The organism is Nocardia sp. JCM 38205, from assembly GCF_058222935.1.
Window position 1 is genome coordinate 721,947 of the sequence record NZ_JBYHFL010000001.1, and the last position, 26,470, is coordinate 748,416.

23 protein-coding genes are annotated in these 26,470 nt (G+C 68.8%); 17 read left to right on the forward strand and 6 right to left on the reverse strand.

Features of this window, described 5'->3' with window-relative positions; genetic code table 11:
* The first annotated feature begins 71 nt into the window (after positions 1-71).
* From AC4HOU_RS03360 to AC4HOU_RS03385, 6 genes are all read left to right on the forward strand, one after another.
* Positions 72-965: an STAS domain-containing protein gene (locus AC4HOU_RS03360; RefSeq protein ID WP_014351608.1), complete on the forward strand. Its 894-nt coding sequence runs from the start codon at positions 72-74 to the stop codon at positions 963-965.
* A gap of 10 nt (positions 966-975) precedes the next feature.
* Complete coding sequence (locus AC4HOU_RS03365) at positions 976-1,362, forward strand: STAS domain-containing protein (protein ID WP_014351609.1); 387 nt, start codon at positions 976-978, stop codon at positions 1,360-1,362.
* 22 nt (positions 1,363-1,384) lie between these two features.
* Entirely contained in the window at positions 1,385-1,765 is a 381-nt protein-coding gene (locus tag AC4HOU_RS03370; RefSeq protein ID WP_036537652.1) for an anti-sigma regulatory factor, read from the forward strand.
* Positions 1,758-2,384 (forward strand): SpoIIE family protein phosphatase, encoded by a 627-nt coding sequence (locus AC4HOU_RS03375; RefSeq protein WP_280213405.1) that lies wholly within the window; start codon positions 1,758-1,760, stop codon positions 2,382-2,384. Before AC4HOU_RS03370 ends, AC4HOU_RS03375 begins: the two co-directional genes overlap by 8 nt.
* Positions 2,385-2,400: 16 nt before the next feature.
* Positions 2,401-4,686, forward strand: coding sequence for a SpoIIE family protein phosphatase (locus AC4HOU_RS03380; RefSeq protein WP_195019587.1), 2,286 nt, complete (start codon positions 2,401-2,403; stop codon positions 4,684-4,686).
* An 84-nt stretch (positions 4,687-4,770) separates the two neighbouring features.
* Positions 4,771-5,112 carry an STAS domain-containing protein gene (locus tag AC4HOU_RS03385; RefSeq protein ID WP_163815564.1) on the forward strand — a complete coding sequence of 114 codons (342 nt, stop codon included), beginning with the start codon at positions 4,771-4,773 and terminating at the stop codon, positions 5,110-5,112.
* 95 nt (positions 5,113-5,207) lie between these two features.
* Here AC4HOU_RS03385 and AC4HOU_RS03390 read toward each other — a convergent pair whose 3' ends face one another.
* The gene (locus AC4HOU_RS03390; protein WP_163815476.1) at positions 5,208-6,248 is read right to left on the reverse strand and encodes an LLM class F420-dependent oxidoreductase; all 1,041 of its coding nucleotides are present in this window, start codon (positions 6,246-6,248) and stop codon (positions 5,208-5,210) included.
* A 105-nt stretch (positions 6,249-6,353) separates the two neighbouring features.
* Between AC4HOU_RS03390 and AC4HOU_RS03395 the strand changes: the two genes are divergently transcribed.
* From AC4HOU_RS03395 to AC4HOU_RS03430, 8 genes are all read left to right on the forward strand, one after another.
* Positions 6,354-7,013 (forward strand): cyclodeaminase/cyclohydrolase family protein, encoded by a 660-nt coding sequence (locus AC4HOU_RS03395; protein ID WP_163815478.1) that lies wholly within the window; start codon positions 6,354-6,356, stop codon positions 7,011-7,013.
* A 417-nt stretch (positions 7,014-7,430) separates the two neighbouring features.
* Entirely contained in the window at positions 7,431-7,730 is a 300-nt protein-coding gene (locus AC4HOU_RS03400) for a hypothetical protein (RefSeq protein ID WP_195019588.1), read from the forward strand.
* A gap of 218 nt (positions 7,731-7,948) precedes the next feature.
* Entirely contained in the window at positions 7,949-9,154 is a 1,206-nt protein-coding gene (locus AC4HOU_RS03405) for a glycosyltransferase family 4 protein (RefSeq protein WP_195020786.1), read from the forward strand.
* Entirely contained in the window at positions 9,151-11,262 is a 2,112-nt protein-coding gene (locus AC4HOU_RS03410; protein ID WP_163815480.1) for an amylo-alpha-1,6-glucosidase, read from the forward strand. Before AC4HOU_RS03405 ends, AC4HOU_RS03410 begins: the two co-directional genes overlap by 4 nt.
* A gap of 107 nt (positions 11,263-11,369) precedes the next feature.
* On the forward strand, positions 11,370-12,137 hold the full coding sequence (locus AC4HOU_RS03415) for a L,D-transpeptidase (protein WP_194991956.1): 768 nt from the start codon (positions 11,370-11,372) through the stop codon (positions 12,135-12,137).
* Positions 12,138-12,262: 125 nt separating this feature from the next.
* Positions 12,263-12,988, forward strand: a complete 726-nt coding sequence (locus tag AC4HOU_RS03420; protein ID WP_194991957.1) for a DUF8176 domain-containing protein — start codon at positions 12,263-12,265, stop codon at positions 12,986-12,988.
* A gap of 136 nt (positions 12,989-13,124) precedes the next feature.
* Complete coding sequence (locus tag AC4HOU_RS03425) at positions 13,125-14,123, forward strand: Acg family FMN-binding oxidoreductase (RefSeq protein ID WP_490724110.1); 999 nt, start codon at positions 13,125-13,127, stop codon at positions 14,121-14,123.
* Between the two features lie 10 nt (positions 14,124-14,133).
* Positions 14,134-14,994 carry a universal stress protein gene (locus AC4HOU_RS03430; RefSeq protein ID WP_194991959.1) on the forward strand — a complete coding sequence of 287 codons (861 nt, stop codon included), beginning with the start codon at positions 14,134-14,136 and terminating at the stop codon, positions 14,992-14,994.
* Positions 14,995-15,043: 49 nt separating this feature from the next.
* Here the strand turns inward: AC4HOU_RS03430 and AC4HOU_RS03435 are convergent, their stop codons facing one another.
* Positions 15,044-17,326 (reverse strand): ATP-binding cassette domain-containing protein, encoded by a 2,283-nt coding sequence (locus AC4HOU_RS03435; protein WP_280498663.1) that lies wholly within the window; start codon positions 17,324-17,326, stop codon positions 15,044-15,046.
* Between the two features lie 61 nt (positions 17,327-17,387).
* Between AC4HOU_RS03435 and AC4HOU_RS03440 the strand changes: the two genes are divergently transcribed.
* Positions 17,388-18,359: a helix-turn-helix transcriptional regulator gene (locus tag AC4HOU_RS03440; RefSeq protein WP_490724111.1), complete on the forward strand. Its 972-nt coding sequence runs from the start codon at positions 17,388-17,390 to the stop codon at positions 18,357-18,359.
* Between the two features lie 17 nt (positions 18,360-18,376).
* Here the strand turns inward: AC4HOU_RS03440 and AC4HOU_RS03445 are convergent, their stop codons facing one another.
* Entirely contained in the window at positions 18,377-19,420 is a 1,044-nt protein-coding gene (locus AC4HOU_RS03445; protein ID WP_490724112.1) for an alpha/beta fold hydrolase, read from the reverse strand.
* 278 nt (positions 19,421-19,698) lie between these two features.
* Between AC4HOU_RS03445 and AC4HOU_RS03450 the strand changes: the two genes are divergently transcribed.
* Positions 19,699-20,613: an ABC transporter ATP-binding protein gene (locus tag AC4HOU_RS03450; protein ID WP_194992680.1), complete on the forward strand. Its 915-nt coding sequence runs from the start codon at positions 19,699-19,701 to the stop codon at positions 20,611-20,613.
* Positions 20,610-22,199 carry an ABC transporter permease gene (locus AC4HOU_RS03455; protein WP_195007061.1) on the forward strand — a complete coding sequence of 530 codons (1,590 nt, stop codon included), beginning with the start codon at positions 20,610-20,612 and terminating at the stop codon, positions 22,197-22,199. The genes AC4HOU_RS03450 and AC4HOU_RS03455 overlap by 4 nt, the downstream gene beginning before the upstream one ends.
* Before the next feature lie 63 nt (positions 22,200-22,262).
* Here AC4HOU_RS03455 and AC4HOU_RS03460 read toward each other — a convergent pair whose 3' ends face one another.
* The 3 genes from AC4HOU_RS03460 to AC4HOU_RS03470 form a co-directional block, all read right to left on the reverse strand.
* Positions 22,263-23,513 carry a cytochrome P450 gene (locus tag AC4HOU_RS03460; RefSeq protein ID WP_175585974.1) on the reverse strand — a complete coding sequence of 417 codons (1,251 nt, stop codon included), beginning with the start codon at positions 23,511-23,513 and terminating at the stop codon, positions 22,263-22,265.
* 436 nt (positions 23,514-23,949) lie between these two features.
* Positions 23,950-25,071, reverse strand: a complete 1,122-nt coding sequence (locus AC4HOU_RS03465) for a cytochrome P450 (RefSeq protein WP_490724113.1) — start codon at positions 25,069-25,071, stop codon at positions 23,950-23,952.
* A gap of 158 nt (positions 25,072-25,229) precedes the next feature.
* A complete protein-coding gene (locus AC4HOU_RS03470; protein ID WP_195007060.1) occupies positions 25,230-26,462 on the reverse strand; it encodes a cytochrome P450 family protein in 1,233 nt (410 codons plus the stop codon).
* Between the last annotated feature and the right edge of the window lie 8 nt (positions 26,463-26,470).

Below are 26,470 nucleotides of genomic sequence, written 5' to 3' on the forward strand. Positions count from 1 at the left end.
GCACGCAGCCGAGCGCAACCCAGGCCGACCAGCGCGGCCCGACAGACCCGTCGAAAGGGGCACGAGTTTCCATGTCCGAGGTGTCCATGAGCCTTTCGGCGGACTCACTGGCCGCAGGACCGGTCGACAATCTGCTTCCACAGCTGGTCGAGCACCTGCGCCAGAACCGCACCGTGCTGCGGGAAGAGTGGGCGCGCCGCATCACCGATGCCCGCCTGCTGACCGCCATGACGCCGGAGGAGATCTTCTCCGAGGCCACCTCGATCTTCGACAACTACGTCGAGGTGCTCGAGACCGGTAGCGTCGAAGCGCTGCAGGCCTACGCGCGTGATCTGTCCGAGCGCATCATTCCCCGAGGCGTCGAGACCGACGAGATCCTCGGCATCGTGCTGCTGCTGCGCGACGTGCTGGCCCGCTCGCTGTTCGAGAAGTACCAGTCGAATTTCGAACTGCTCAACGACGTCCTCGACGCCTACGAACCGGCCGCCAACCGCATCGCCAACACCGTGGGCGTGTCGTTCGTGCAGGAACGCGAACGCGTCATCCGCCAGCAGCAGGAAGCCATCCGCGAGCTGTCCACCCCGGTGCTGCAGGTCCGTGAGCAGCTGCTCATCCTGCCGATCATCGGCGTGCTGGACAGCCAGCGCGCCCGCCAGCTCACCGAGCAGCTGCTACGCGCGATCCGGGCCAACCGCGCCAAGGTGGTCGTCATCGACATCACCGGTGTTCCCGAGATCGACCAGACCGTGGCCAACCACCTGGTGCAGACCGTGGACGCCTCCGGCCTGATGGGCGCCAACGTCATCATCACCGGCCTGTCCTCCGATATCGCGCTGACCCTGGTCACCATCGGCCTGGATCTGTCGAAGATGAACGCCGTCGGCGACCTCCAGGGCGGTATCGAGGAGGCCGAACGGTTGCTCGGCTACGAGATCTCGCGCGTTTCCGAGCGCGGCGGGCGTTGATCAGCCGCCCATGCCGGTTCCGATTCTCAAACAGGGCACATATCTCATCGCGTCGGTGCAATCGGCACTGACCGATGCCGATACCGAGCGCCTCCAGGACGACCTGATGACCCAGGTCAGCAAGTACCGGGCGCACGGCATCATCGTCGATGTGACCGCGATCGACGTGATGGACTCGTTCGCGGCCAGATCCTTGCGCACCATCGCGCATATGACGCAGTTGCGCGGCGCTCAGACCGTCATCGTCGGGCTGCAACCCGAAGTCGCGTTCGCCATGGTCCAGCTCGGCCTCACCTTCGAGGACATGCACACGGCCCTCGACCTGGAAGAGGGCCTGGCCTGGCTGAACAGCAATGTCCCTGCCCGGCGGCGAGACGGTCGTGACAGTGGCCGCTGAGGACAGAGTCATCGCGGTGAAAATGTCCAACGACATCGTCACCGCTCGTCAGGCCGGACGTGAACTGGCCGAACAACTCGGCTTCTCCCTCACCGACCGCACCATGATCTCCACCGCCATCTCCGAGGTCGCGCGCAACATCACCAGCTACGCGGGCAGCGGCGAGATCCGATTACTCGTCGACGAACGCGAGGGCCGCCAGGCCCTGGTGGTGCAGGCCAGCGACAACGGGCCGGGCATCCGCGATATCGCCCGCGCCATGGAGGACGGTTACTCCACCGGGCTCGGGCTCGGTCTCGGCCTGCCGGGCGCCAAACGACTCATGGACCGGCTCACGGTCGACTCGGGTCCCGGTCGCGGCACGTTGGTGGAGATGTGGAAGTGGGTACCCAACGGTGCATGATGACGGGTTCATCGGCCGGATCGAATGGGCCGTTGCCGGTCGCGCCTTACCCGGACAGCAGATCTCCGGCGATCGGTGCGTCGTGCTCGATACCGGCGCCGGGACCGCGCTGTTCGCCGTCCTGGACGGGCTCGGCCACGGCGAGGCGGCCGCGTCGGCGGTCGATCGCGCCGCCCGAGTGCTCGCCGACCATCGCGGCGAACCACTGGACGAGCTGATGGTGCTGTGTCATCGGGCGATGGCCGACACCCGCGGTGCCGCGGTATCGCTGGCGCTGTTCGGCGCGGATTCGGTGCAGTGGCTCGGGGTGGGCAATGTCGACACCCATCTGTTCACCGCGGGGCCCACCGGGCCCGCGATCAGCGCGACCGTATTGCAGACCGGCGGCATCGTCGGCTATCGGCTGCCGCCGCATCTGCAGCCGCAGACCGTCGCCGTGCGGCCAGGAGATCTGCTGCTGATGTCCACCGACGGCGTCGTCATCGATTCCGGCACCACCGTCGACCTGTCGACCTCGGCGGTCGACATCACCGCCGCGCTGCTGGACAACAACGCCAAAGACAGCGACGACGCCCTGGTCCTCGCGGCCAGGGTGCGTGGCGTGAACGGAACCTCATGAGCGGTGGGTGCCGACGATGAGCACGGTCCTGGCCGCCTTTCTCGACGACTACGCCGACGCGCTGCGGCGCCATCTGCGCTCCCCCGCACACGACAGCCTCGCCGAGGGCCATGAGCTCGGACGGCGGGCGCTGGTCGAGGGCATCAGCCTGCTCGACCTCACCGAAAACCACTACCGCGTGGTCAAACAGGTGCAGGCCGAATCGGGCGGGCCGGGCACCAGCGCGCTCGAGGAATCGGCGCTGGAATTCCTGTTGCAGACCCTGATCACCCTCGACGTCGCCACCCGTGGTTATCTCGACGGCACCCGCCGCTACGAGCAGCAACGCTCGCGCGCCGACGATCTGGCCGGCCGCGACGAATTCCGCACCGCGCTGGTGGAATCGTTGCAGGACGGGTTCTTCGTCGCCGATGCCCGCGGCACCATCATCGAGGTCAACTCGGCCTTCGGTGAGCTGACCGGATACGGCGCCAACGAGGTGCCGTACGCGCTGCCGCATCCGTGGTCGCTGCCGGAGGGGCAGCGCTATCCCGATCTCGGCACCGCAGCGCTGCGCTTCGTCACCCAGATCCGGCATCGCGACGGCCGCGACCGCTGGCTCGCGGTCAGCACCAGCACGCTGGTCAAGCCCGAGGGCAACGAACGGATCTTCGTCGGCACCATTCGCGACGTCACCGCCGAGCACGACGCCCAGGCCCGCGATCAGGCGGCCTCGCGGCTGGCGACGGCGGTGGCCTCGGCCATCAGCGTCGCCGAGGTGCTCGAGGTGGGCCTGGACGAGCTGCGGCGCACCGTCGGCGCGGAGACCGCGGTGGTCGCGGTCTGGCAGACCCGGCAGGGCGAACCCGAAGTGTATGTGTCCGGGGCGGCGGTGGACGCCGAACCCGATGCCGTCGGCGAACCACAGCCGGCGCAGGTCCTCGCCCCCGAAACCCGCGAGCTGCTGGAGCGGGCCAGGCTGCGGCCGGGCCGCACCCTGATCGCGGTACCCGAGGGCGCCGACCGGGCCGAGGGCATCGTCGCGCCGCTCGGTGAGACCGCCGATGCCGCGCTGTGGCTGCGTTTCGCCGCCCCACGCGTCGTCGGCGCCGCCGACTGGACGCTGTTCTCCCTGCTCATCGGCCATCTCAGCCTCGCGGTGCAGCGGGCGCGCAACTTCGACCAGGCCCGGTCCACCTCGCTGACGTTGCAGCGCGCCATGCTCGGCCCGATCGAGCTGCCGCCGCGGTTCTCGGTGCACTACGAACCGGCGCTGCCGCCGCTGGAGATCGGCGGCGACTGGTACGACGTGGTGCCGTTGGAGGACGGGACGATCGGCGTGGTGGTCGGTGACTGCGTCGGCCGTGGCCTGTCGGCGGCGGTGGTGATGGGCCAGCTGCGCACCGCCGCACGCGCCCTGCTGCTGCGCGGGGCGGGCCCCGCGCAATTGCTGGCCGAACTCGACACCGTCGCCGCCCGAATCCCGGGTGCCATGTGCACCACGGTGTGCGCGGCCGTCCTCGACCCGGTCCGCGGGCTGGTGCGCTACAGCAACGCCGGCCATATGCCGCCCATCCTCGCCGACGTCGGCGTCACCGGGCGGATGCTCGAGGGCGGACGCGCGGTACCGCTGGCGACCTTCGACATGCCGCGACGCCCGGAGGCCACCACCCCGTTGCCGCCCGGTGCGACGCTGGTGCTGTTCACCGACGGGCTCGTCGAACAGCGCGGGGTCGACATCTACGACGGGTTCGACCAGATCGCCGATGTGCTGGCCGAGACCCATCAGCGGATTCCACGCGAAGTGGCCGACGCGGTGCTGTCCCGGCTGCGTCCGGCGGGCGGCTACGACGACGACGTGGCCATGGTGGTCTACCGGCAGCCGCCCGCGCCGCTGCACGTCGAGGTGCCGGCGAGAGCGGAACAGCTGTCGGTATTGCGGCGCACCCTCAAGGCCTGGCTCACCGCCGCCGCCGTGCCGCACGATCTGGCCTCCGACCTCGTCGCGGCCGCCAACGAGGCGTGCAGCAACAGCATCGAGCACGCCTACCGAGACACCGAGTCGGGCGTGGTCGAGCTGAGCGCGCGCTGCGATACCGAGAAGGTGGAGATCCGGGTCACCGACACCGGTATCTGGAAGCCACAGTCGGCCGATCGCGGGTACCGTGGCCGGGGACTGGATATGATGCGTGCGCTCACCGAAGAGCTCGACATCGACCACAGCGGGTCAGGTACCAGGGTGCGGATGTCGGTGACGTTGCCGGCGATCGCGTTCCCGGTGGCCAACCCGCTACGTGGAACGAACCGACAGGTATCCGGGTGACGATTCGGCAGGATCGCCCGGATCATGGCAGATTGTGATGATGTGACAAACACTTCCGGAGACGCGTATCCCCTCACCGACACGATGACCACCACCGTCGCCACCCGCGACGGGGCGACCGTGCTCACGGTGACCGGGGAGGTCGACCTGGCCACGGCACCCGCCCTGGAGAACGCGATCGACGCGGCCCTCGGCAGCGAGCCCGCGGGCCTGATCATCGACCTGACCGCGGTCACCTTCCTGGCTTCGGCGGGCATGGCGGCCCTGGTCGCCGCGCATCAGCGCGCCGGTGACACCACCGCGATCGCGGTGGTCGCCGATGGCCCGGCCACCAGCCGTCAGCTCAAGATGACCAGCCTCGACCAGGTGTTCGCCCTGCACACCACCCTGGACGCGGCCCTGGCCGATCTGCGCGGCGGCAACTGACGTCACCCACAGCACGGGCCCCGCACCGACGATGAGTCGGCACGGGGCCCTTGTGCACGCGCGGCGGGCCCATCCCGATGACGGGCCCGGCGCGATCAGTCGCAGAGTGCGCGCAGCTGCTCGATCAGCGCGACGCGCTCGGCCGGCGTGGCCGCCATCGGCACCACGTTGAGCACGGTCACACCGGCCTCGGCGAAGGCGGCGACGCGCTCCTTGACAAAGCTCGCCGGGCCGACCAGCGAGATGTCGCGCACCAACTCGTCGGGCACCACCTTGGCCGCCTCTTCTTTCTTGCCCGCCAGGTACAGCTCCTGGATACGGTCGGCTTCGGCGCCGTAGCCGTATTTGGTGGCAAGGGTGTGATAGAAGTTCTTGCCCTTGGCGCCCATGCCGCCGATGTAGAGCGCCAGATGCGGTTTCACGAATTCCAGTAGCGGCGTGACGTTCTCGCCGATGGCCAGCGCCGGGCCCGCGTACACATCGAGCGGGCCGAGGGCCGGATCACGCTGGGCCAGACCGGCCGAGAGCGCATCGCCCCACACCTTCTCTGCCTGCTCGGGCAGGAAGAAGATCGGCTGCCAGCCCTCCGCGATTTCCGCCGCCAGCTGGACGTTCTTCGGTCCGAGCGCGGCCAGCAACACCGGAATGCGTTCGCGCACCGGATGATTGATCAGCTTCAGTGGCTTGCCCAGGCCGGTGCCTCGGTCGGCGGGCAGCGGGATCTGGTAGTACTTGCCGTCGTATTCGAGCCGCTCGCGCCGCCACACCTTGCGGCAGATCTCCACCAGTTCCCTGGTGCGGCCGATCGGCGCGTCGTAGGGCACGCCGTGGAAGCCCTCGATCACCTGGGGGCCGGAGGCGCCGAGACCGAGCAGGAACCGGCCGTCGGAGACGAAGTCCAGGCCCGCGGCCGTCATGGCGGTCAGGCTCGGGGTGCGGGTATAGAGCTGCAAGATGCCCGAGGCCAGCTGGATGCGCTCGGTCTTGGCGGCCAGATAGCCGAGGGCGCTCACCGCGTCGAATGAGTAGGCCTCCGGGACGAACACGACGTCCAGGCCCGCCCGCTCGAGATCGGCGACCTCGGCCGCGACCTCCTTGAAGCCCCCCGAATAATTGATACCCAATCCGATCCGCATAGCACTCAACATAGCCACGGCTATCTCACCGCCTGCCACCGGCCACACCGGCGTCGCGGTAGCGTGAGTGCGCCCCGTCGTAGCACAACGAAAGGCCACACCGCCGTGTCGCAGCCGTCCACCTCGCATCCGGATCTCGCGCCGAGCTTCGCCGACGCCACCGTCGCCGGATATCTGGCCGATCTGGCGGCCAAGGTGCCCGCACCCGGTGGTGGCGCCGTCGCCGCCCTGCACGCCGCTCAGGGCGCGGCGCTGATCGCGATGGTCGCCCGCTACACCACCAGGGCCAAGGACGCCGAGCATCGTCCGGTCGTGGACCGGATCATCGAGGCGGCCGACGCGGCTCGCTTGCGGGCGCTGGCGCTCGCCGATGCCGACGCCGCCGCGTTCACCGCGGTGGGCGCGGCCTACAAGCTGCCCAAGACCACGCCCGAGGAGACCGAGGCCCGCGGCGCGGCGATCACCGCGGCGCTGATCGAGGCGGCCCGGGTGCCCGCGGCGGTGGTCGACGAGGCCGACGAGGTGCTGTCGCTGGCGGCCGAACTGCTGCCGATCGGCAACCCCAATGTGGTCACCGATATCGGCGCCGCCGCCGATGCCGCGCGCGCGGCCGCGACGAGTTCGCGACTCAACATCGAGATCAATGTCGGCTCGCTGTCGGCCGAGGACGGCGCCGCCTTCACCGCCGCGCTCGGCCGGATCGAGACCATCACCGCCCGCGCGGACGCTCTGCACGCCGACGTCCTGCGTGCTGTGCGCGGCTGACACTTCCGCACCCGGCTCTCCCACCATCGGCCCGGCTGCTGCGGCGGCCGGGCCGATGCGCGTCCGGAGTACCCAGAAATAGATAGCTCACACATAGCCAGCGCGGCCTAAAACCGCTAAACGAACCCTCCGACGTCACGGTCCGCCCCGCCCGAAAGCCACCGGCTCCCACCACAACTGCACTGTAGATGCCCGATTCGGCGAATATTCCGACCCAGAATCCTCGTTCGACCTGCGAACTGCCGAGTAGGTAACTGAGTGCGCGTACACTGGGCCGCGGTTACGTGATACGCATCACTCCACGTACCGATTTTCAGGCTTCACCTGCTTTGTGCGTCACCACGAGTCACCAGCGCGATCGGCAGCCGCAACGGCTGCCGTAACTGATAGCTCGAGCTCGACATGCAGGAGGTAACGGTGAGGATCGGGTACATCACGGCGTCGCCGGCGCTCGAACCGGAACTGGACCGCGAGGCGGAACAGGAATCCAGGATCGACGTCATCACGGTGCGCCAGGTCGTTTCCAACATCGCGGACTGCTCGGCCGATCCCGGCGAGCTGACCGTGGGTCAGGCACGCCGCGCCCATGACATCCACCGCTACTGCTCACCCGAGTGCCTGGTTCTACGCCGAGCCAGGTACACCCTGAACGCGACGGCCACCGGCCGCGCGGCGTTCACGCTGGCCCCGGATCGGGCGGGAGCCGGCGCCGTGTAGATCAATCCGCGAGGGCGTCGGACATTCGTCAGTTGTCCGTGCGGCAGTGCGCTGCCGCCTGCTTGCGCCGCACATCCTCGGCGCCAGTGATTTTCAGTTGCTACCAGCTCCACCCATCGGCCGACGGCCACGTTCTGCGCGCGCCGCGGCCACTGTTGAGGAGGGTTACGTTGAGCACCATTTTCACCCACGAGGACACCGATTCCGACTCCGACATCCTGGGCCGAAAACCCGGCAGCGACGCGTTGAACGGCGCCGCCCGCAACCGGCAACTGAGCATCGTTCTCGTCGCTCCCCCCTATTTCGATGTCCCGCCCGCCGGCTACGGCGGAGTGGAGGCGGTGGTCGCCGAACTCGCCGACACCCTCGTCGCGCGCGGTCACCAGGTCACCCTGCTCGGTGCCGGAAAGCCGGGCACCGCAGCGGAATTCATCCCGGTGTGGGATCGCATCCAGGCCGACCGACTCGGCGATCCGTTCCCCGAGGTGGTCAACGCGCTCAAGGTCCGGCGCATCATCGAGGATCTGGCGCGCCGCATGCCCATCGACATCATCCACGACCACACCTTCGCGGGCCCGCTCAACGCGCCCGCCTATGAGGCGCTGGGTATTCCGACCGCCGTCACCGTGCACGGCCCGGTCGACGGCGATATGTGCGACTACTACGGCGCACTCGACGAACACACCCGGCTGGTCGCCATCAGCGATCGCCAGCGCGCGCTGGCCCCGTCGTTCAACTGGATCGCCCGCGTGCACAATGCCTTGCGGCCGAGCGAATGGCCGTTCCAGGTGGAGAAGAAGGACTACGCGCTGTTCCTGGGCCGCTATGCCTCGTACAAGGGTCCGCACCTGGCCCTGCACGCCGCGCACGAGGCCGGTATTCCGTTGATCCTGGCCGGTAAATGCAATGAGCCGCCGGAAAAGGCGTTCTTCGCCAAGGAAATCGAACCGCTGCTCACCGAGCGCGATCACGTCTTCGGTGAGGCCGATGCCGTGGCCAAGCGCAAACTGCTCGCCTCGGCGCGCTGCCTGCTGTTCCCGATCCGCTGGGAGGAGCCCTTCGGCATCGTGATGATCGAGGCGATGGCCTGCGGCACCCCGGTGGTGGCGTTGCGCGGCGGCGCGGTCGAGGAGGTGATCGTGGACGGGGTCACCGGCATCATCTGCGACGACCCGGCCGAACTGCCCGCCGCCATCGCCAAGGCGGGCGATCTGGATCCGTATGCCTGCCGCAAGCGCGTGGAAGAACTTTTCGGTGTCGATCAGCTCGGTGCCGGATACGAGGCGGCCTATTACCGCATACTCGAAGCGTGGGACGAATCCCATCGCCCGGCAGATGAATTGACCACCGTCGAGCTCCGGCGCAGCGGCCTGCTCGGTCTGCGTGCGGACAACGGCACGACACCGGCTTGGAGTCGAGCATGAGTGAGCCCCTCAGGGTCCTCAATTCCGGTCAACCCGCCGCCGTCAACGGCGGCGGGGGGACCATCACCCTCGTCGAAGCGAGCACCTTCTGTCTGTCCGATCAGCTCGGCGATATCCATGCGGGGACCTCGCAGGGCCTGTTCTATCGCGACGCTCGGGTGATCTCGCGGTGGGAGCTGCGGCTGGACGGCCAAGCGCCCGAACAGCTCACGGTGCTCACTCCCGAGGCGTTCAAGGCGCGGTTCATCATGCGCAAGCAGCCGCGCCAGGGCGTCGCCGACAGCACCGTTCTCGTGGTGCGTAAACGCATGATCGGCCAGGGGCTCAAGGAAGCGGTCATCGTGCAGAACCTCGGTCACGAGGACACCGCGATCACCGTGACACTGTTCGCCGACGCCGATTTCGCCGATCTGTTCGCCGTGAAGGAGGGCCGCAAGCATCTCGGCAGCGCCGAAGCCCAGTCCGTCGACGGCGAACTGCACCTGATCGATCACACCGATCCCGGCCGCGGCGTCACCATCAGCGCCACCGGCGATCCGGTGATGCTGCCCGGCACCGTCACCTGGCAGGTGGTCGTGCCCGCGCACGGGCAGTGGAAGACCGAGATCCTGGCCCAGCCGGTGGTGGCGCACCGACGGGTGCAGATGGCCTTCGGTGACGATGAGGACAGCCCGATCAGCAGGCTCAAGGCCTGGCGCGCCACCGCCACCGATCTGACCGCCACCGATTCCCGGCTCACCCAGGTGCTGCAACGCACCGAAAGCGATCTGGGCGCCCTGCGCATCGATGGCCGCGGCGACGGGTCCCCGGCCTATGTTGCCGCGGGCGCGCCCTGGTTCATGACGCTGTTCGGCCGCGACAGCCTGCTCACCTCCTGGATGGCGCTGCCCTTGGATTCGGCGCTTGCGCTGGGCACCTTGCGCCAGCTGGCCAAACTCCAGGGCACCAAGGTGGAACCGATCACCGAGGAGGAGCCGGGCCGGATCATGCACGAGATGCGGCACGGCCCGGCAGGCGGTCAGGTGCTCGGCGGCGAGGTGTACTACGGCTCGATCGACGCCACCCCGCTGTTCGTGATGCTGTTGGCCGAATGCTGGCGCTGGGGCGCCGACGAGTCGGTGATCCGGGAGCTGCTGCCGGCCGCGGACGCCGCCCTGGCCTGGATCGATGAATACGGCGACGCCGACGGCGACGGCTTCATCGAATACCGCCGCAAAACCGACCGAGGTCTGACCAATCAGGGCTGGAAGGACAGCTACGACGCGATCAACGACGCGAGCGGGCATCTGGCCGAGCCGTCCATCGCGCTCAGCGAAGTCCAGGGCTACGCCTACGCCGCCCGGCTGGCCCGGGCCGAACTGGCCGAACATTTCGGCGACCACGAGACCGCGGTGCGGCTACGCGGCCAGGCCGAGGACCTCAAGTCCCGGTTCGACGACGCGTTCTGGGTGGCCAAGAACGGCTGGTACGCGATCGCCCTTGACGGCCACAAACATCAGGTCGACGCGCTGACCAGCAACGCCGCCCAATGTCTGTGGACGGGCATCGTCGCCGACGAACGCGCGGCCGAGCTGATCGACAAGCTCGCCGACGCCTCGATGGACTCCGGTTTCGGGTTGCGCACCCTGGCCGCCACCATGGGCGCCTACAACCCGATGAGCTACCACAACGGCTCGGTGTGGCCGCACGACACCGCCATCGCGGTGGCCGGGTTGCAGCGCTACCGCCACATCCCCGGCGCCAGCGAGCTGGCCGAACGGCTCACCACCGGTCTGCTCGACGCCGCCGCCGAGTTCGGTGGCCGGCTCCCGGAGTTGTTCTGCGGCTTCGGCCGCGCCGAATTCCGCTCCCCGATCCCGTACCCGACCTCCTGCTCGCCGCAGGCATGGGCCAGTGCGGCGCCACTGCTGCTGGTGCGCTCGTTCCTCGGACTCACCCCGTGCGTACCGAACCGGCGGCTCATCGTCACCCCGCGACTACCGCGGCGCTGGGGCAAGCTCGCGCTCACCGATATGCGGCTCGGGCCCGCCACGGTCACCCTGCACGCGGAGGGTTCGGAAATCCACGTGCACGGACTACCCGACGACTGGCAGCTGGTGACCGAGTAGCCGCACCGCGCCTCGCGTAACGAGCAGGCAACGGCCGGTGTCGTAGTTGATCATGCGCGCCTAGACTGGACTTCTGCCCACCACACCGTCTCGAAGGGGGTGGAGCCATGCGAAGCGTAGTTCGGCACCTGTTTCTGGCCGCCGCGATCATGGCATTGGCCATGGTCGGTTCGGGCGCGGCGAACACCATGATGATCGACCGATCTCCGCCCGGCGCGGATATCGGTACGGTCGCCTCCATCACGCCCTCCGGCGGACGCACGGTCGGCATCGCCCATCCGGTGACGGTTCGATTCGACAGCGATGTCGCCGATCGGGCAGCCGCCGAGCGCGCGCTGGCGATCACCGCCGACCGGCCACTGACCGGCACCTTCTCCTGGGCCGGCGCCAGGCAACTGACCTGGACACCCACCGGGTACCTGCCCGCGAACGCCACCATCGGTGTGCGCTTCGGCGATCAGGTCCGCACCGAGTTCGCCACCAACGCCGGTGTCGTCGCCGATGCGGACATGTCGGCGCACACCTTCACCGTCAGCATCGGCGGTCAGGTGGTGCGGGTGATGCCCGCCTCGATGGGTAAGCCCGGCTGGGAGACCCCGACCGGTACCTTCCCGGTGCTGGAGAAGTTCCGGCACGTCGTCTTCGACTCGCGCACCATCGGCATCCCATTGGATTCGCCCGAGGGCTATCTGATCGATGGTGAGTACGGGGTGCGCCTGACCTGGAGCGGTGTGTTCGTCCATTCGGCACCCTGGTCGGTCGACTCGCAGGGCAATGCCAACGTCAGCCACGGCTGCATCAACCTCGCCCCCGGCGACGCGGCCTGGTACTACGAGAACGTCGGCATCGGCGACCCGGTCACCACGCACTGGTGACCACCGCACCACGCGCCGGGCAGGTCGGACGACCGCCCGGGCGGGTGTCGTGAGCCCCCATCGCACCGTCGGTCCAGTACAAATAGGTGGACCTGACGGAAGAACCTGACGAAGGTGGGGGCGTTATGGATCGACGGGACAGTGCGCGCGGGGACGAAGCGCCGTCCGAAACGAGCGGCGCGAACGCCGACTATGTGGGCGAATGGGCCGATTGGATGTCGTCGCTGCCCGCGCCGAAGAAGATCGCGCCCGGCCGGCCCGCACCGCCCGGCCAGGGCCCGCCGCGGCGGATCGGCCGCCCCGAGCCGATCGAACGCCGTCACGGACTACGCCGGGTGGCCACACTGATGCTCGGCCTGCTCGGCGCCGGCGCCCTGCTGGCCGCGGCGTATGTGCGGTTCGGTGGACCGGACACCGATGCCGCGCCCGCGCGGGCTCGGCCGGATCTGGTGATTCCGGCGCCGTCCGGCGATCCGGCCGCGTGTGCGCCGGAACGGGTGGGGAACCGGATCCAGGGCAATGCCGCCGGTGGGGACGATTCCGGGACGGCGGCCATCTTCGCCTTCCAGCACGCGTTCTACGTCGCGCGCTCAGGGGAGCAGGCCCGTACCGTCGTCGCTCCCGGTGCGGCCGTGCCCTCGGCGGCCGATATCCAGCGCGGCATCGATTCGGTGCCCGCGGGTACCACCCATTGCCTCGCGATCAGTCCCGGCGCCTTCGTCGGTCAGTACACCGTCGTCGTCACCGAGTACCGGCCGCAGACCCAGCCGATCACCTACAACCCTCAGCTCGTCACCACCGCCACGGTCGGCGGACGCACGCTCATCACCGGGATCAGTCCCATCGCCTGAGCCTGCGGCACTCGTTCGACTCCGCGCGGTCAGCTGCGCGGCAGCCGTACCGCTCGACGGGGCCCGGCGTCGCGGTGTCCGACATGCGGACCGACGACCCTGGTCAGGCACCTGCGGGAGGAGCACACTCGCAGATATGACCAACATCGACGAAGTTCGGATCCCCGAGCATCCGACAGTGCTGGCCGCGTTGCGGCTGGCCTGCCGGGCGCCGTCGGTGCACAACACCCAGCCCTGGCGCTGGGTCTTCGACGGAACCCGGCTCCACCTCTACGGCGACGGCGAACGCAGGCTGCATTCGGCCGATCCCCAGGCCAGGCAACTGGTGATCAGCTGCGGCGCGATGCTGCACCACGTGAGCACCGCGTTCGCCGCGCGCGGCTGGCACACCGATATCACCCGGCTGCCCGACCCGGCGCACCGCGACCAGCTGGCGACGGTCGAGTTCCGGCCCTGGCCGGACCCGCCGCAGCGGCTGCTCGCCCTCGCCCGTGCGATCGATCGGCGCCACACCGACCGGCTGCCGATGCTCGCACCACCGCGCTGGGACGAGGTCGGCCCCGGGGTGCGCACCCTGGTCTCGGCCTTCGATATCGCCTTCGACGAGCTCGACGATGCGGCGCGGCCGCGCCTGGCCGCGGCCGCGGAACAGTCCTCGGCCCTGCGCCGCCACGATCCGCATTACCAGCACGAATTGCACTGGTGGGCGGGCAACAGCGCCAACCTGGACGGGATCCCGGCGACTGCGCTGGCCTCGAACGCGGAACTCGCGCAGGTCGGCGTCGGGCGCGATTTCCCGGCCGGGCCTCGCTCGCTGCGGCGCGGCGAGCTCGACGATCACGCCCGGCTGGCGGTACTCAGTTCCCCCGAGGACGCTCCGCTGCCGTGGCTGCGCACCGGCGAGGCCCTATCGGCCGTGCTGCTGGAATGCACCGCGGCCGGGCTGGCGACCTGTCCGCTCACCCACATCACCGAATTGCCGTCGAGCCGGCGCATCATCGCCGGACTGATTCCACGACCGGCCGTGCCGCAGGTGGTGGTGCGCATCGGCGCCGCGCCCGAGGAGCCGGAGCAGCCGCCCACACCCCGGCGCCCGGTCACCGAGTTCTTCACCGTCGAGCGCACCGCGCACTGAGGAGCAGGCCATGTCCACTGACAGCGCACCGGTCGTCGTCGGCGCCGACGGCTCCCGATCCGCCATCGGGGCGGTGCGCTGGGCCGCTGCCGATGCCGCCCGCCACGGCAGCCCGCTGCACATCGTGTACGCGATCGGTGTGCCGATCGACGTGGGCCCCACCCTCGGCTATGCGCCGATCGACGCCGAGAGCTACCGCAAGGCCGGGCAGGAGGCGCTGGCCGAAGCCCGTGAGATCGCCACCGCCGCGGCCGCGCCCATCGGCCCGATCGAGATCGAGACCCTCGTGCGGGAAGCCGCGCCCGTCCCGCTGCTGCGTGAACGCTCCAGCACGGCCAGGATTCTGGTCGTCGGCACCCGTGGTCTCGGCGCACTGCGGCGCGGACTGCTCGGTTCGGTGAGCACCTCGCTGGCCCGGCACGCGCACTGCCCGGTCGCGGTGATCCCGGAGTTCGCCGAGCGCGCGCACGGTCCGGTGGTGGTCGGTACCGATTGTTCGCCGAGCAGCGTGCACGCCATCGCCGTCGCCTTCGACCAGGCCGCCCGCCGCGGTGCGGAACTGGTGGCGGTGACGGCGTGGTCGGAGTTCTATCGCTACTTGTCCCGAGCCGAGCTCGCGGCCGAGGCCGAGTCGAGACTGGCCGATGCCCTGGCACCGTGGCGCACCCGCTACCCCGAGGTCACCGTGCGCCAGGTGGTCGCCGAGGAGCGGCCCGCGCGGCTGCTGATCGATACCGCGGCGGAGGCTCGGCTGCTGGTGGTCGGTAGCCATGGCCGCGGCGGGTTCGTCGGCATGACGCTCGGCTCGGTCAGCCAGGCGGTGCTGCACGCCGCCGAGTGCCCGGTGATCATCGCCCGCTCGGCCTCCTGACCGAGCCGTCCGCCGGCTCGATGGCGTCCGGCGGGGTCGTCGCCGGGAATCACCCGATCGCTTCGCGCAGTGCCCGTCCGGTGGCCGACTCGGCGCAGGCGGCCAGCTGCTCGGGGGTGCCCTCGATGATGATCCGGCCGCCGCGCCGACCGGGCCCCGGCCCGAGGTCGACGATCCGGTCGGCGCGCCGGATCACCTCTAGGTTGTGTTCGATGACGACCACCGTGTCGCCCTTGCCGACCAAGGCGTCCAGCACCGCGAGCAGGGTGTCGATATCGGACAGGTGCAGACCGGTGGTCGGCTCGTCGAGAATGTAGAGGGTGTGCTCGGCGCGGGCGGCCAGCTCCTTGGCGATCTTCAGGCGCTGGCATTCCCCGCCGGACAGCGTGGTCAGTGATTGGCCCAGCCGCAGATAGCCGAGGCCGACGTCGGCGATATGGCCGAGCGCCTTGGTGATCGCGGGGGTGCTCAGCCGTCGCAATGCCTCATCGACGGTCAGCTCGTCGATATCGGCGATCGAGAGACCGTCGACGCGGTAGCCGAGCACTTCCTCGGTGAACCGCCGTCCACCGCAGGTTTCGCAGACCACCTCCTGACCGTCCATGAACGCCAGATCGGTGTAGATCACCCCGAGACCCTTGCAGGCCGGGCAGGCGCCGGTGGAGTTGGCGCTGAACAGCGCGGCCGGCACCGCATGACGACGGGCGAACAGCTGGCGGATGGCGGGCGCGATCCCGGTGTAGGTGATCGGCGTCGAGCGCCGGTTCGTACTCACCGGGCGCTGGTCGACGACGGTGGCCGGATGCTGTGCGGCGAGTTCGGCGGCGAGGCTGGATTTGCCGGAACCGGCCACGCCGGTGAACACGGTGAGTACGCCGGTCGGGATGTCGACGTCGAGCCCGGCGAGGTTGTTGCGGGTGGCGTTCTCGATGCGGATCTTTCCCGCGGCGGTTCGTGGCGTTCGGGGGGTGCGCTGCTGACGCAGGCCACGCCCGGTCGGGGTGTCGGCGCGCAGCAGCTCGTCGAATCCGCCCTGGAACACCACCCGCCCGCCGTCGGTGCCAGCGCCCGGCCCGATCTCGACGATCTGATCGGCGATCCGCAGCACGTCCGGATCGTGTTCGACCACGAGCACCGCATTGCCCTTGTCACGCAAGCGTTTCAGCAGTTCGGTCATCGCGCGCACGTCATGCGGGTGCAGCCCGATGGTGGGTTCGTCGAAGATGTACAGCATTTCGGTGAGGCTGCTGCCCAGATGCCGGATGGTCTTGATGCGCTGGGATTCGCCGCCGGACAGCGTCAGCGTCGGGCGCGACAACGTCAGATAGCCGAGTCCGATGGCGACCAGGGCGCCGAGTCGCTCGCGCAAGGCGTCCACCACGGGCCGCACGGCCGGTTCGCGCACTCCCCCGACGACCTCGACCAGCTCGTCGATCTCCATTCGCCCGAGTTCGACGATGGTGTGGCCGAGCACGGTCGCGGTGCGGGCCGCGGCTGTGAGCCGTTCGCCGTCGCACTCGCGGCACCGCTCGGTGCGCGTGAAGCGTTGCACCACCGCCTGTTTGCGTTCCGACATCTCATCGGCGGTGTGCAGGTAGATCCGCTCGAACCGTTCCACGACCCCCTCGTAGTCCTTGGGTGGACGGGTGCCGAGCCGCGCGGCCGCCGCGCCGCCGTAGAGCAGGGCCGCACGTTCGTCGGGTGTCCACTCGCGCAGCGGCGTCGCCGGATCGAAGGATCCGATATCGGCGTACTGCTTGTACCAGTACTGGCCGTTGCCGAAGCCGGGCAGCAGGATCGCGCCCTGCTCCAGGGACTTGTCCAGGTCGAGCACCCGCTCCACGTCGGTGGCCAGGGTCTCGCCCAGTCCCGCGCAGGCCGGGCACATGCCCGCCGGATCGTTGAACGAGAAGTGGTTGGACTCGCCCACATACGGCTCACTGGCCCGGGAGTACAGCAACCTCAGGTAGGTGTAGGCGTCGGTGATGGTGCCGACGGTGGAGCGGGCGTTGCCGCCGAGGCGCTTCTGGTCGATCACCACCACCGGTGAGAGTCCGTCGATCGCGCCGACGTCCGGCCTGCTCCAGCGCGGCAGGCGATTGCGCACGAACGGCGGATAGGTCTCGTTGAGCTGATATCCGGCTTCGGCGGCGATGGTGTCGAACACCAGCGACGATTTACCCGAACCGGACACCCCGGCGAAGACCACGAGCTGTCCGCGCGGGATGTCGATATCGACCTCACGCAGATTATTGGTCCGTGCTGCCCGGATGCGGATCGCGCGCTCCGGTGCGGTCGCCGATCGGGTCGGTGCGGTAGCTGATCGAGTCACACTGTCGACGGTAGGCCCAGATGCGGACGGATCTTGACCGCAATCGGCGGACAATGGAGCTATGTCCGATACCACCGGCCGGATGCTGGAACTGCTGGCCACCTTGCAGACCGGGCGACGCTACAGCGGCCGGGATCTGTCGGCCAGATTGGGCGTGAGCGCCCGCACGCTGCGCCGCGATATCGATCGGCTGCGCAGCTACGGGTACCCGGTCACCACCCAGCCGGGGCCGACGGGCTACTACCAGCTGGCGGCCGGGCGCACACTGCCCCCGCTGCTCCTCGACGACGACGAGGCGGTCGCCACCCTCATCGCGCTGGCCCTGCTCGGCGCCACCGGCACCGACGAACCGCCGGCCAACGCGCACACCGATATCGGCGCCGCCGCCGACCGGGCCTTCGGCAAGATCGACCAGTTCCTGCCCACCCGGCTGCGATTGCGTGCCGAAGCCGTACGCGCGTCGCTCGAGGCGGCTCCGCTCATCGCGCCCGCGGTCGACGCCGAACTGCTGGCCCTGCTCGGGGCCGCCGCAGGCGCACACGAGCGGGTCCGGTTCGACTACATCGATAAGTCGCGCGCGCGCTCGACCCGGCGGGTGGAACCGTATCGCCAGGTCAACCTGCATCTGCGCTGGTATCTGCTGGCCTGGGATCTCGATCGCGCCGACTGGCGCACCTTCCGGCTGGACCGCATCACCGACGCCGTGGCCACCGGTGCCCGGTTCACCCCGCGCCCACTACCGGCCGAATCCGGTATCGCGTACCTACGGGCCGGGCTCACCGCCCGCAGGTATCGCGCGGTCGCCGTCGTCGACGCTCCCGCCGCGACGATTCGCGACGCGCTGAAATTCCAGGACTGCGATATCGAAGCGCTCGGCGCGGACCAGTCGCGGGTGGTCACCCGGGTGGATTCGTTCGAATGGCTCGTACTCCAACTCGCCCTGACCGGGGCCGATTTCACCATCGAGGAGCCCGTCGAATTCCGCGACCGCTGCCGTGAGCTGGGCGAGCGGCTCCTGCGCGCCGCGACCTGAGCCGTTCGCCGAGCCGCTCAGCGAGCCAGGAACTCGTCGATCACGCGCCAGGTCGTCTCGCGCGCCGCCGGCCCGGCCAGGATGCCCAGATGACCGCCGGGAACCTCCTCGAACCGCACCTCCGCACCGGTGAGCACGTCGAGCCCGGCCCGGGCCGCGGCCGCGGGCACGACCAAGTCGGTCCGGCTGCCCAGAATCAGCACCGGGCAGGTGAGTTTCGCGGTTTCGACCACCAGATCCGACCGCAACCGGATGGTGCCGGTGACCAGCTCGTTGCGCAGGATGAACGATCGGTGGATCTGCCGGTAGAGCCGGCCGGGATAGCCGGGCATCATCGCCATGAACCGGTCGATGGCCTCCATCCGGGCCAGCGCGTCTTCGTCCAGGATGTTGCGCGCCACGAACAGCGGGCGGGTGAGCTCACGCTGGAAGGCCTGCACCCGGAACCCGGTGCGCACGATGTAGCTGGGGATCCCGCCGAATACCCGGGTGGCCAAATCGACTTCGCGACCACCGGTGACCGCACCGAGCATTCGCAGCGGCGCCACCGTCACGGTTTTACGCTGATCGAACGGCGGGGCGATGGCGGTGATCGAGGCGATCGGCAGATCCGCGTGCCCGGCGCCGGCCAGTACGGCGAGGATGCCGCCCAGCGACCAGCCGATGACCTCGACGTCCGCGCCGTCGTGCTCCTGGCTGACCCGCCGGATCGCGGTCGGGACGATGTCGTGGGTCCATTCCTCCAGCCCGAGGTCACGGTCGGCGTAGGTCATCTGGCCGTAGTCGATGACGTAGGGCTGCCTGCCGGATTCCAGCAGGAACTGCACGAAGCTCTGCCCGTCGCGCAGATCGAAGCAGGCGGGGGTGACCGCCAGCGGCGGCACCAGCAGCACCGGGCGCTGGGTGGACGGTTCGTCGCGATCGAACCGGCGCAGGCAGCGGTGCGGTTCGTCGTAGACGACCGTCGACGGCGTGGGCGCGTACGGCTCGATACCGTCACCGAACGACAGCGACCAGATATTGCGCGCAGCGCGCGGTAGATCCCCCACTAGCGACACCATGTGAGCCCCTCTACGCCTTTCAACCTCGGCAACGCGATAACTTACTATAGGGTAAGTTAACCGTGGCTCTCAACTTGTGGCGTCGATCACTCGGTCCCACGGCCGGTCGGAGCGCGGTGTGTGAACGGCCGGTCATCCCGGCCCGCGCCGCCGCGGCGAAGGACGACGATGGCTGCGGCACCGATCGAGCAGCCACGCACGCAGGCAGCCCGGTACGCCGCCACACCGGTGATTCCCGTTGACCCGCATCGACGTGCACGCGTCGCTACCGTTGAAACATGTCTGCGGCAATCGATATCACCAACCTGGTCAAGACTTTCGGCCGCACCCGCGCGCTGGACGGGCTCGACCTCCACGTCACCACCGGTGAGGTGCACGGCTTCCTCGGTCCCAACGGCGCCGGCAAATCGACCACCATCCGAGTTCTGCTCGGTCTCTTGCGCGCCGACAGCGGCACCGCCACGCTGCTGGGCGGTGACCCGTGGCAGCACGGCGCCGAACTGCATCGGCGGCTGGCCTACGTGCCCGGCGATGTGAACCTGTGGCCCAACCTCACCGGCGGCGAGGTCATCGATCTCATGGGCACACTGCGCGGCGGACTGGACGAAAAGCGCCGCGCGCAACTGCTGGAGCGATTCGATCTGGACCCGACGAAGAAGGGCCGCACCTACTCCAAGGGCAACCGGCAGAAGGTGGCGCTGGTGGCGGCGCTGGCCTCGGACGTGGAGTTGCTCATGCTCGACGAACCGACCTCGGGACTCGACCCGCTCATGGAAGCGGTCTTCCAGGAATGCATCGACGAGGTGGTGAAACAACACGGCCGTACCGTCCTGCTGTCCAGCCATATCCTGGCCCAGGTCGAGGCACTGTGCGATCGGGTAACGATCATCCGCCACGGCAAGGCCATCGAATCCGGCAGCCTCGCCGACCTGCGCCACCTCACCCGCACCTCGATCGCCTGCGAGACCACCCGCCCGCCCAGCGGGCTGGACGAGCTCGCAGGCGTGCACGATCTGGTGGTCGAGGGCAATCGCGCCCGGTTCCAGGTCGACACCGTCGATCTGGACGCGGCCATCAGCCACCTCACCGGCTTTGGTATCCGTACCCTCACCAGCCAGCCACCAACCCTCGAAGAGCTGTTCCTGCGCCACTACGGTGACGAGCTCGCGGCCTCGGGAGTGCAGGAATCATGACCACGACGACGCTCACCGGCACCGGTATCCTCACCCGCTTCTTCCTGCGCCGGGAACGCATCGCGCTGGCCTGCTGGCTACTCGGCGGCACCTTCGTCTACTACTCGCAGGCCGTCGGCGTGGACGTCGCCTATCCGACCCAGGCCGATCTGGACCGGGTCGCGGCCAGCATGCAGGGCAATGCCGCCATGGTGGCCATGGCGGGCCCGCCCCGGGTGCTCGACACCATCGGCGGCCAAGTGGCGTTCCAGGCCAGCGCTTTCGGGATGATCGTCGCCGGGTTGATGAGTATGTTCCTGATCGGCAGGCATACCCGCGCCAACGAGGAGACCGGCCGCGACGAGCTCATCCGTTCCGGCGTGGTCGGCAGGCACGCCGGGTTCACCGGCGCGACCATCCTCGCGGTGCTGGCCAACCTGGTCTACGGCGTGGCCGTGGCGTTGAGCCTGATCTCCTACGGATTGCCCGCGGCCGGTTCGATCGCACTCGGTGTCGGCGCCACCTGCGCCGGTCTGGTGTTCATGGCCATCGCATTGCTGGCGGCCCAGCTCACCGAGAGCACCCGCGCGGTCTACGGCCTCACCGGGGCCGCGATCGCGGTGTCGTACGTGCTGCGCGCGGTCGGCGATGTGGGTAACGGGGTGTTGTCGTGGTTGTCACCGCTGGGCTGGGGGCAGGCCATGCGGCCCTACGACGGCGAGGTCTGGTGGCCCGCACTGCTCTCGCTCGCGGTGGCCGTCGCGATCACGCTGGCAGCGCGGCGGGTGCTCGATCATCGCGATTTCGGTGCAGGCGTGCTGCCGCCGCGCCCCGGGCCGGCGCGCGCGGGAGAATCCTTGCGGAGTGCGTTCGGACTGGCCTGGCGATTGCAGCGCGGATCGCTCATCGGCTGGTCGGTCGGGATGCTGCTGGCCGGGCTGGCTTTCGGGTCGATCGGCGACGATGTGGGCGATCTGCTCGGCGACGTCGATCTCGGCGAGATGCTCGGGCAGGACGTCGGCAGCCTGGTGGACGCCTTCTACGCCATGTCTGCGGGATTGCTGGCGTTGATCGGTTCGGCCTACACGATCTCCGCCGGCCTGCGCCCGCGCGCGGAGGAAGCGGCCGGGCGGGTGGAGCCGCTGCTGTCCACCGATCTGCCGCGGCTGCGCTGGCTGGCCGGGCATCTGGTGATCATGCTGGCCGGCTCGGCGGTGGTGCTCGCCCTCGGCGGGTTCGGTATGGGGCTGATGTACGGCGCGATGACCGGGGACATGTCGCAGCTGCTTCCGCTGCTCGGCGCGTCGCTGACCTACCTGCCCGCGGTGTGGGTGCTGGGCGGAATCACGGTGGTGTTGTTCGGGTTTCTGCCGCTGGCCACCGTCGGCGCCTGGATCGCGCTGGCGTTCTGCTTCGTGGTGCTGATGTTCGGGGCGACCCTGAAATTCCCGGACTGGTTGATGAGCATCTCCCCCTTCGACAATATTCCGCTGGTGCCTGCGGTGGATTTCGCGGCGGCGCCGGTACTGATCACCGCGGTCGTGGCGGTGCTGCTGTGCGTGGTGGGCGCGTTGGGTTTCCGGCACCGGGACATCGAAACCAACTGATCGGTCACGGCATCCGGCGCCGCGGCGGGCCGCTTCCCGGAGCGGCGGGAAGCGGCCCGAACCTCAGCGCACCGTCAATGGCGGCGAGGGCGGGAACACCACCGGCATGGCGGCCAGTGCACGGTGGAACGGGCCCGGACGCCAACTCAGCTGATCCGGCGGCACCGCCAATCGCATCTCGGGCAGCACGTCGAGCAACTGGTCGATCGCGTCCTGCACCACCAGGTAGGCCACCGATTTGGCCGGGCAGGCATGCGGACCGGCGCTCCACGACAGATGCGAACGGTTGTCGACGTAGCGGCCGGCGCTGACCTCGGGATCGTTGTTGCAGCCGGTCATGCTGATCACCACGGGCTGATGCGCGGGCAGCCACACTCCGTCGATGAGGATCGGCTGGCGTGGATAGCTCACGCAGAAGTTCGCCATCGGCGGGTCGGTGAACAGCACTTCGTCGAGCGCGTCGCGGGTGGACAGGCTCCCGCCCAGCACGCTGCCGGCGAAGCGATCGTCGGTGAGCATCAACAGCACGGTGTTGACGATCAGGTTCTGCTGCGGCTCGATCCCCGCACCGTAGAGAGTGACCAGCTGATGGATCATCTCTTCCTCGGTCAGCGCCGCCGGATGATTCAGCAGCCGGGTGGCGATGTCGTCGGCGGGATTCACCCGTTTATCGGCGACCAATTCCATCACCGCTTCGGTGATCATCGCATTGCCGCGCTCGGCGTCGATACCGTCGAAGATCGCCTGCATGCCGGTGGCCACCCGCTGCCCGAGTTCGGCTGGGAAACCGAGGATTTCGTTGAGCACGGCGAAGGTGAGCGGGAACGCGTACTGGCTGATCAGCTCCGCGGAGCCGGACTCGCAGAAGGTATTGATCAACGGGATCGCGATCTTTTCGACCGTGCTGTGCAGGGTGTGCAGGTCGACGCCATTGATGGCCTCGGTGTAGGCCTGCCGGTACCTGGCGTGCTCGGCACCGGTGCTGCGCAGGGCTTGCGGGCGCCATTCCAGCAGCGGCAGCACCGGGCAATCCGGCGGAATATCCTTCTGCCACACACGCGGATCGGCGGGAAAATGGTCCGGATCGTTGAGGATGCGCACCGCGGTGCGATATCCGATCACCAGGGTGGCGGGGACGCCGGGCGCCAGTTCTACCGGAACGAGGGCGCCGTAGCGTTCCCGCATCTCCCGATAGGCCCGGTGCGGGTCGGCGGCGAATTCCGCCGCGTAGAGCGAGATACGAGGCCCGTCGGTATCCATCGGCATGGCCCGGGTGACGGGACAGGATCGGCCGGTGTCGGCGAGTTGGTGCATGGTCACGATACGAACTCCAGGTCTGACCTCGGCGAGAAGCGACCGGACGGCGCCGGGTCACCGTCGGTCGTCGCCGTAGGGGCGGGCCAGGGCGCGCCGCTGCGCCCGTACGCCATGCCCACGAGAAAAACGATCGGCGAGGGCGGCGGCTCCGGCCGGCTGTGCGCACAGCCTCGAAGTCCACAGCCCCGCTGCCTGCTCCCGAACCGCGTTCGACAGCAGCGGTCTCACATACCCTCCGCCCCCTTCGTGCGGGCAACTCCCGGTGCCCGTGTACAGCTGCAGGCCCGACTGTACCGTCGCGGCGGGCGCTCCCGCGAGCGAACAGAAATACTCGTATTTCGTTGTGAGACTTCATCACATGACGGCTCACGCCTGGCAACCAGGGCGTGCGGCCACGCACATTGCGAGCACGAACGTCGCGGGCGCGAACCCGTCAGTGAGTGGGCAGGGGCGGCGATTTCGGGAAGACCGCGGGCAGTGCCGACAGCGCGCGATGGAACGGGCCCGGCCGCCAGGTGAGCTGTTCGGCGGGAATCGCCAACGCCAGCTCCGGCAGCGCGTCCAGCAATTCGTCGATCGCGTCGCAGGCCACCAGATAGGCCACCGATCGTGCCGGGCAGGCGTGCGGGCCTGCGCTGAAGGCCAGATGCGAACGGTTGTCCGCGTACTGCCCGTTGTTGATCGCCGGATCGTTGTTGCAGCCGGTCATGCTGATCACCACCGGCTGGTGCGCGGGCAGCCACACCCCGTCCACCATGGTGGGCTGACGGGGATAGGTGCTACAGAAATTGGCCATCGGCGGGTCGGTGAACAACACCTCGTCGAGCGCGTCGCGGGTCGACAGGCTGCCGTCGAGCACACTGCCGGCGAACCGGTCGTCGGTGAGCATCAGCCGCAGTGTGTTGACGATCAGGTTCTGCAGCGGCTCGATGCCTGCCCCGTAGAGCACCACCAGCTGCTGCACCATTTCCGCGTCCGACAGCCCGGTCTCGTGCCGCAACAGCCGGGTGGTCAGGTCGTCGCCGGGCTCGCGGCGTTTGCGCTCGGTCAGCTCGGCCAGTGCCTGCTCCAGCATCGCGTTGCCCTGCTCGGCGTCGATGCCTTCGAAGATCGCGGCCATCCCGGTGGCCACCCGCTGACCGATATCGGGCGGGCAGCCCAGCAGCTCGTTGAGCACCGCGAACGTCAATGGGAAGGCGTACTGGCCGATCAGATCGACGCTGCCGTCCTGGCAGAACGAGTTGATCAGCGACGCCGCGATCCGCGCGACGGTCGCGTGCAAGCCGTGCAGGTCCACCTGGTTCAGTGCCCAGGTGTTCGCCGAGCGATAGCGCAGATGCTCGGCGCCGGTGGTACGCAACGCGGTGGTGCGGAATTCCAGCATCGGCAGCACCGGGCAATCGAGTGGAATGTCCTTCTGCCACACGCGGGGGTCGGCCGGGAAATGCTCGGGATCGTTGAGGATCCGCACGGCCGTGTGATATCCGATCACCAGCGTCGCGTGGATACCCGGTGACAGTTCGACCGGGACCAGTGGTCCGAAGCGCTCGCGCATCTCGCGATAGGCGCCGTGCGGATCGGCCGCGAATTCCGCCGAATACAGCGAAACCCGCGGCCCATCGGCATCGTGCGGAGATACGTGCCGAACCGGGCACGAACCGGTGGACGCGTTCGAATGGTGCGTTGCCCAGTTGAGATTCATCAAGAAACTTGTTACCGCTCCGCGCTCAGATAAACCGGTAGGTGCTGATGACCGTTGGAGACGAAGCTGACCACCGGCTGCAATTCGGACTCTTCAACGGCCAGTCGCAGGCCGGGGAAGCGGGCGAACAACGCGGGCAGCGCCAGCTCACCCTCCATCCGCGCCAGCGGCGACCCCAGGCAGTGGTGGGCGCCGTAGCCGAAGGCGAGATGATCCTTGTTCTTCCGCTCCAGATCGAAGACGTCGGCGCTGTCGCCGTGCACCTTCGGATCGCGGCTGGCCGCGGCGTAGGAGGCGAGGATCGCCTCGCCCTTGGCGATGTGCACTCCGCCGTCGAGTTCGATGTCGTCCACGGCGTAGCGCAGCGGCAGATGCGCGACCGGCGCCTGGAACCGCAGCGTCTCCTCGACGACGTCGGTCCACGGCACCCGGCCCGATTCCACCGCCGCGCGCTGCTCGGGATGGGTCAGCAGCGCGACGATGGCCTGGTCGAGCAGGTTGACCGTGGTCTCGTGCCCGGCGTTGATGACCAGCATCAGCGTGTCGACCAGTTCCTTCTCGCTCAGCTGCGAGCCGTCTTCCTCGTCGCGTGCGGCGATCAGCGCACTGGTCAGGTCGTCGCCGGGATTCACCCGCCGATAGGTGACCAATTCGGTGACCAGCCCGTACATCTCGACGTAGTTGGCCCCCGCGGCTTCCTGACTGATGGTGGTGTCGAAATACCGGTCCACGCAGGTGCGCAGGCCCGCGTTCAATGCCTCGGGCACACCGAGCATCTCGGTGATGACCCGGATCGGCACCGGGTAGGCGTAGTGCGCCCGCAGATCGACCACCTCGCCGGCGGGCATCGCCGCGAGCGCGTCCAGCAGTTCGCCGGTGATCTGTTCGATGCGCGGACGCAGGGCGGCGGTGCGGCGCGCGGTGAACGCGCGCGCCACCAGCCTGCGCAGCCGCCGATGCTCGGTGCCGTAGGCGGTGAACATGTTGTCCACGGCGATCCACGGGAACAGCGGCCACTCCTGGGTGATCTCGCCGTTGATGAACGCCGTCCAATGTTGCCGGGGATCCTTCGACACCCGCGGATCGGCCAGCAGGCTCTTGAGCGCGGCAGCGTCGGTCACCGACCACGCGGGCACCCCGTTGGGCAGCTCCACCAGCGCCGCCGGTCCACGCTCACGAAGCCGCGCGGCCTCCCCGTGGGTATCAGCGCCCGCCATGTCAAGGACGATCGTTTCGCGCTCCATCACAGCAA

Coding starts and splice junctions, on each gene's coding strand:
- AC4HOU_RS03385 (WP_163815564.1), top strand. CDS start 4,771: ATGACCACCACCGTCGCCACCCGCGACGGGGCGACCGTGCTCACGGTG.
- AC4HOU_RS03445 (WP_490724112.1), bottom strand. CDS start 19,420: ATGGTGTCGCTAGTGGGGGATCTACCGCGCGCTGCGCGCAATATCTGG.
- AC4HOU_RS03440 (WP_490724111.1), top strand. CDS start 17,388: ATGTCCGATACCACCGGCCGGATGCTGGAACTGCTGGCCACCTTGCAG.
- AC4HOU_RS03410 (WP_163815480.1), top strand. CDS start 9,151: ATGAGTGAGCCCCTCAGGGTCCTCAATTCCGGTCAACCCGCCGCCGTC.
- AC4HOU_RS03425 (WP_490724110.1), top strand. CDS start 13,125: ATGACCAACATCGACGAAGTTCGGATCCCCGAGCATCCGACAGTGCTG.
- AC4HOU_RS03470 (WP_195007060.1), bottom strand. CDS start 26,462: ATGGAGCGCGAAACGATCGTCCTTGACATGGCGGGCGCTGATACCCAC.
- AC4HOU_RS03465 (WP_490724113.1), bottom strand. CDS start 25,071: ATGCGCGAGCGCTTCGGACCACTGGTCCCGGTCGAACTGTCACCGGGT.
- AC4HOU_RS03430 (WP_194991959.1), top strand. CDS start 14,134: ATGTCCACTGACAGCGCACCGGTCGTCGTCGGCGCCGACGGCTCCCGA.
- AC4HOU_RS03380 (WP_195019587.1), top strand. CDS start 2,401: ATGAGCACGGTCCTGGCCGCCTTTCTCGACGACTACGCCGACGCGCTG.
- AC4HOU_RS03455 (WP_195007061.1), top strand. CDS start 20,610: ATGACCACGACGACGCTCACCGGCACCGGTATCCTCACCCGCTTCTTC.
- AC4HOU_RS03370 (WP_036537652.1), top strand. CDS start 1,385: ATGTCCAACGACATCGTCACCGCTCGTCAGGCCGGACGTGAACTGGCC.
- AC4HOU_RS03450 (WP_194992680.1), top strand. CDS start 19,699: ATGTCTGCGGCAATCGATATCACCAACCTGGTCAAGACTTTCGGCCGC.
- AC4HOU_RS03365 (WP_014351609.1), top strand. CDS start 976: ATGCCGGTTCCGATTCTCAAACAGGGCACATATCTCATCGCGTCGGTG.
- AC4HOU_RS03420 (WP_194991957.1), top strand. CDS start 12,263: ATGGATCGACGGGACAGTGCGCGCGGGGACGAAGCGCCGTCCGAAACG.
- AC4HOU_RS03460 (WP_175585974.1), bottom strand. CDS start 23,513: ATGCACCAACTCGCCGACACCGGCCGATCCTGTCCCGTCACCCGGGCC.
- AC4HOU_RS03360 (WP_014351608.1), top strand. CDS start 72: ATGTCCGAGGTGTCCATGAGCCTTTCGGCGGACTCACTGGCCGCAGGA.
- AC4HOU_RS03390 (WP_163815476.1), bottom strand. CDS start 6,248: ATGCGGATCGGATTGGGTATCAATTATTCGGGGGGCTTCAAGGAGGTC.
- AC4HOU_RS03415 (WP_194991956.1), top strand. CDS start 11,370: ATGCGAAGCGTAGTTCGGCACCTGTTTCTGGCCGCCGCGATCATGGCA.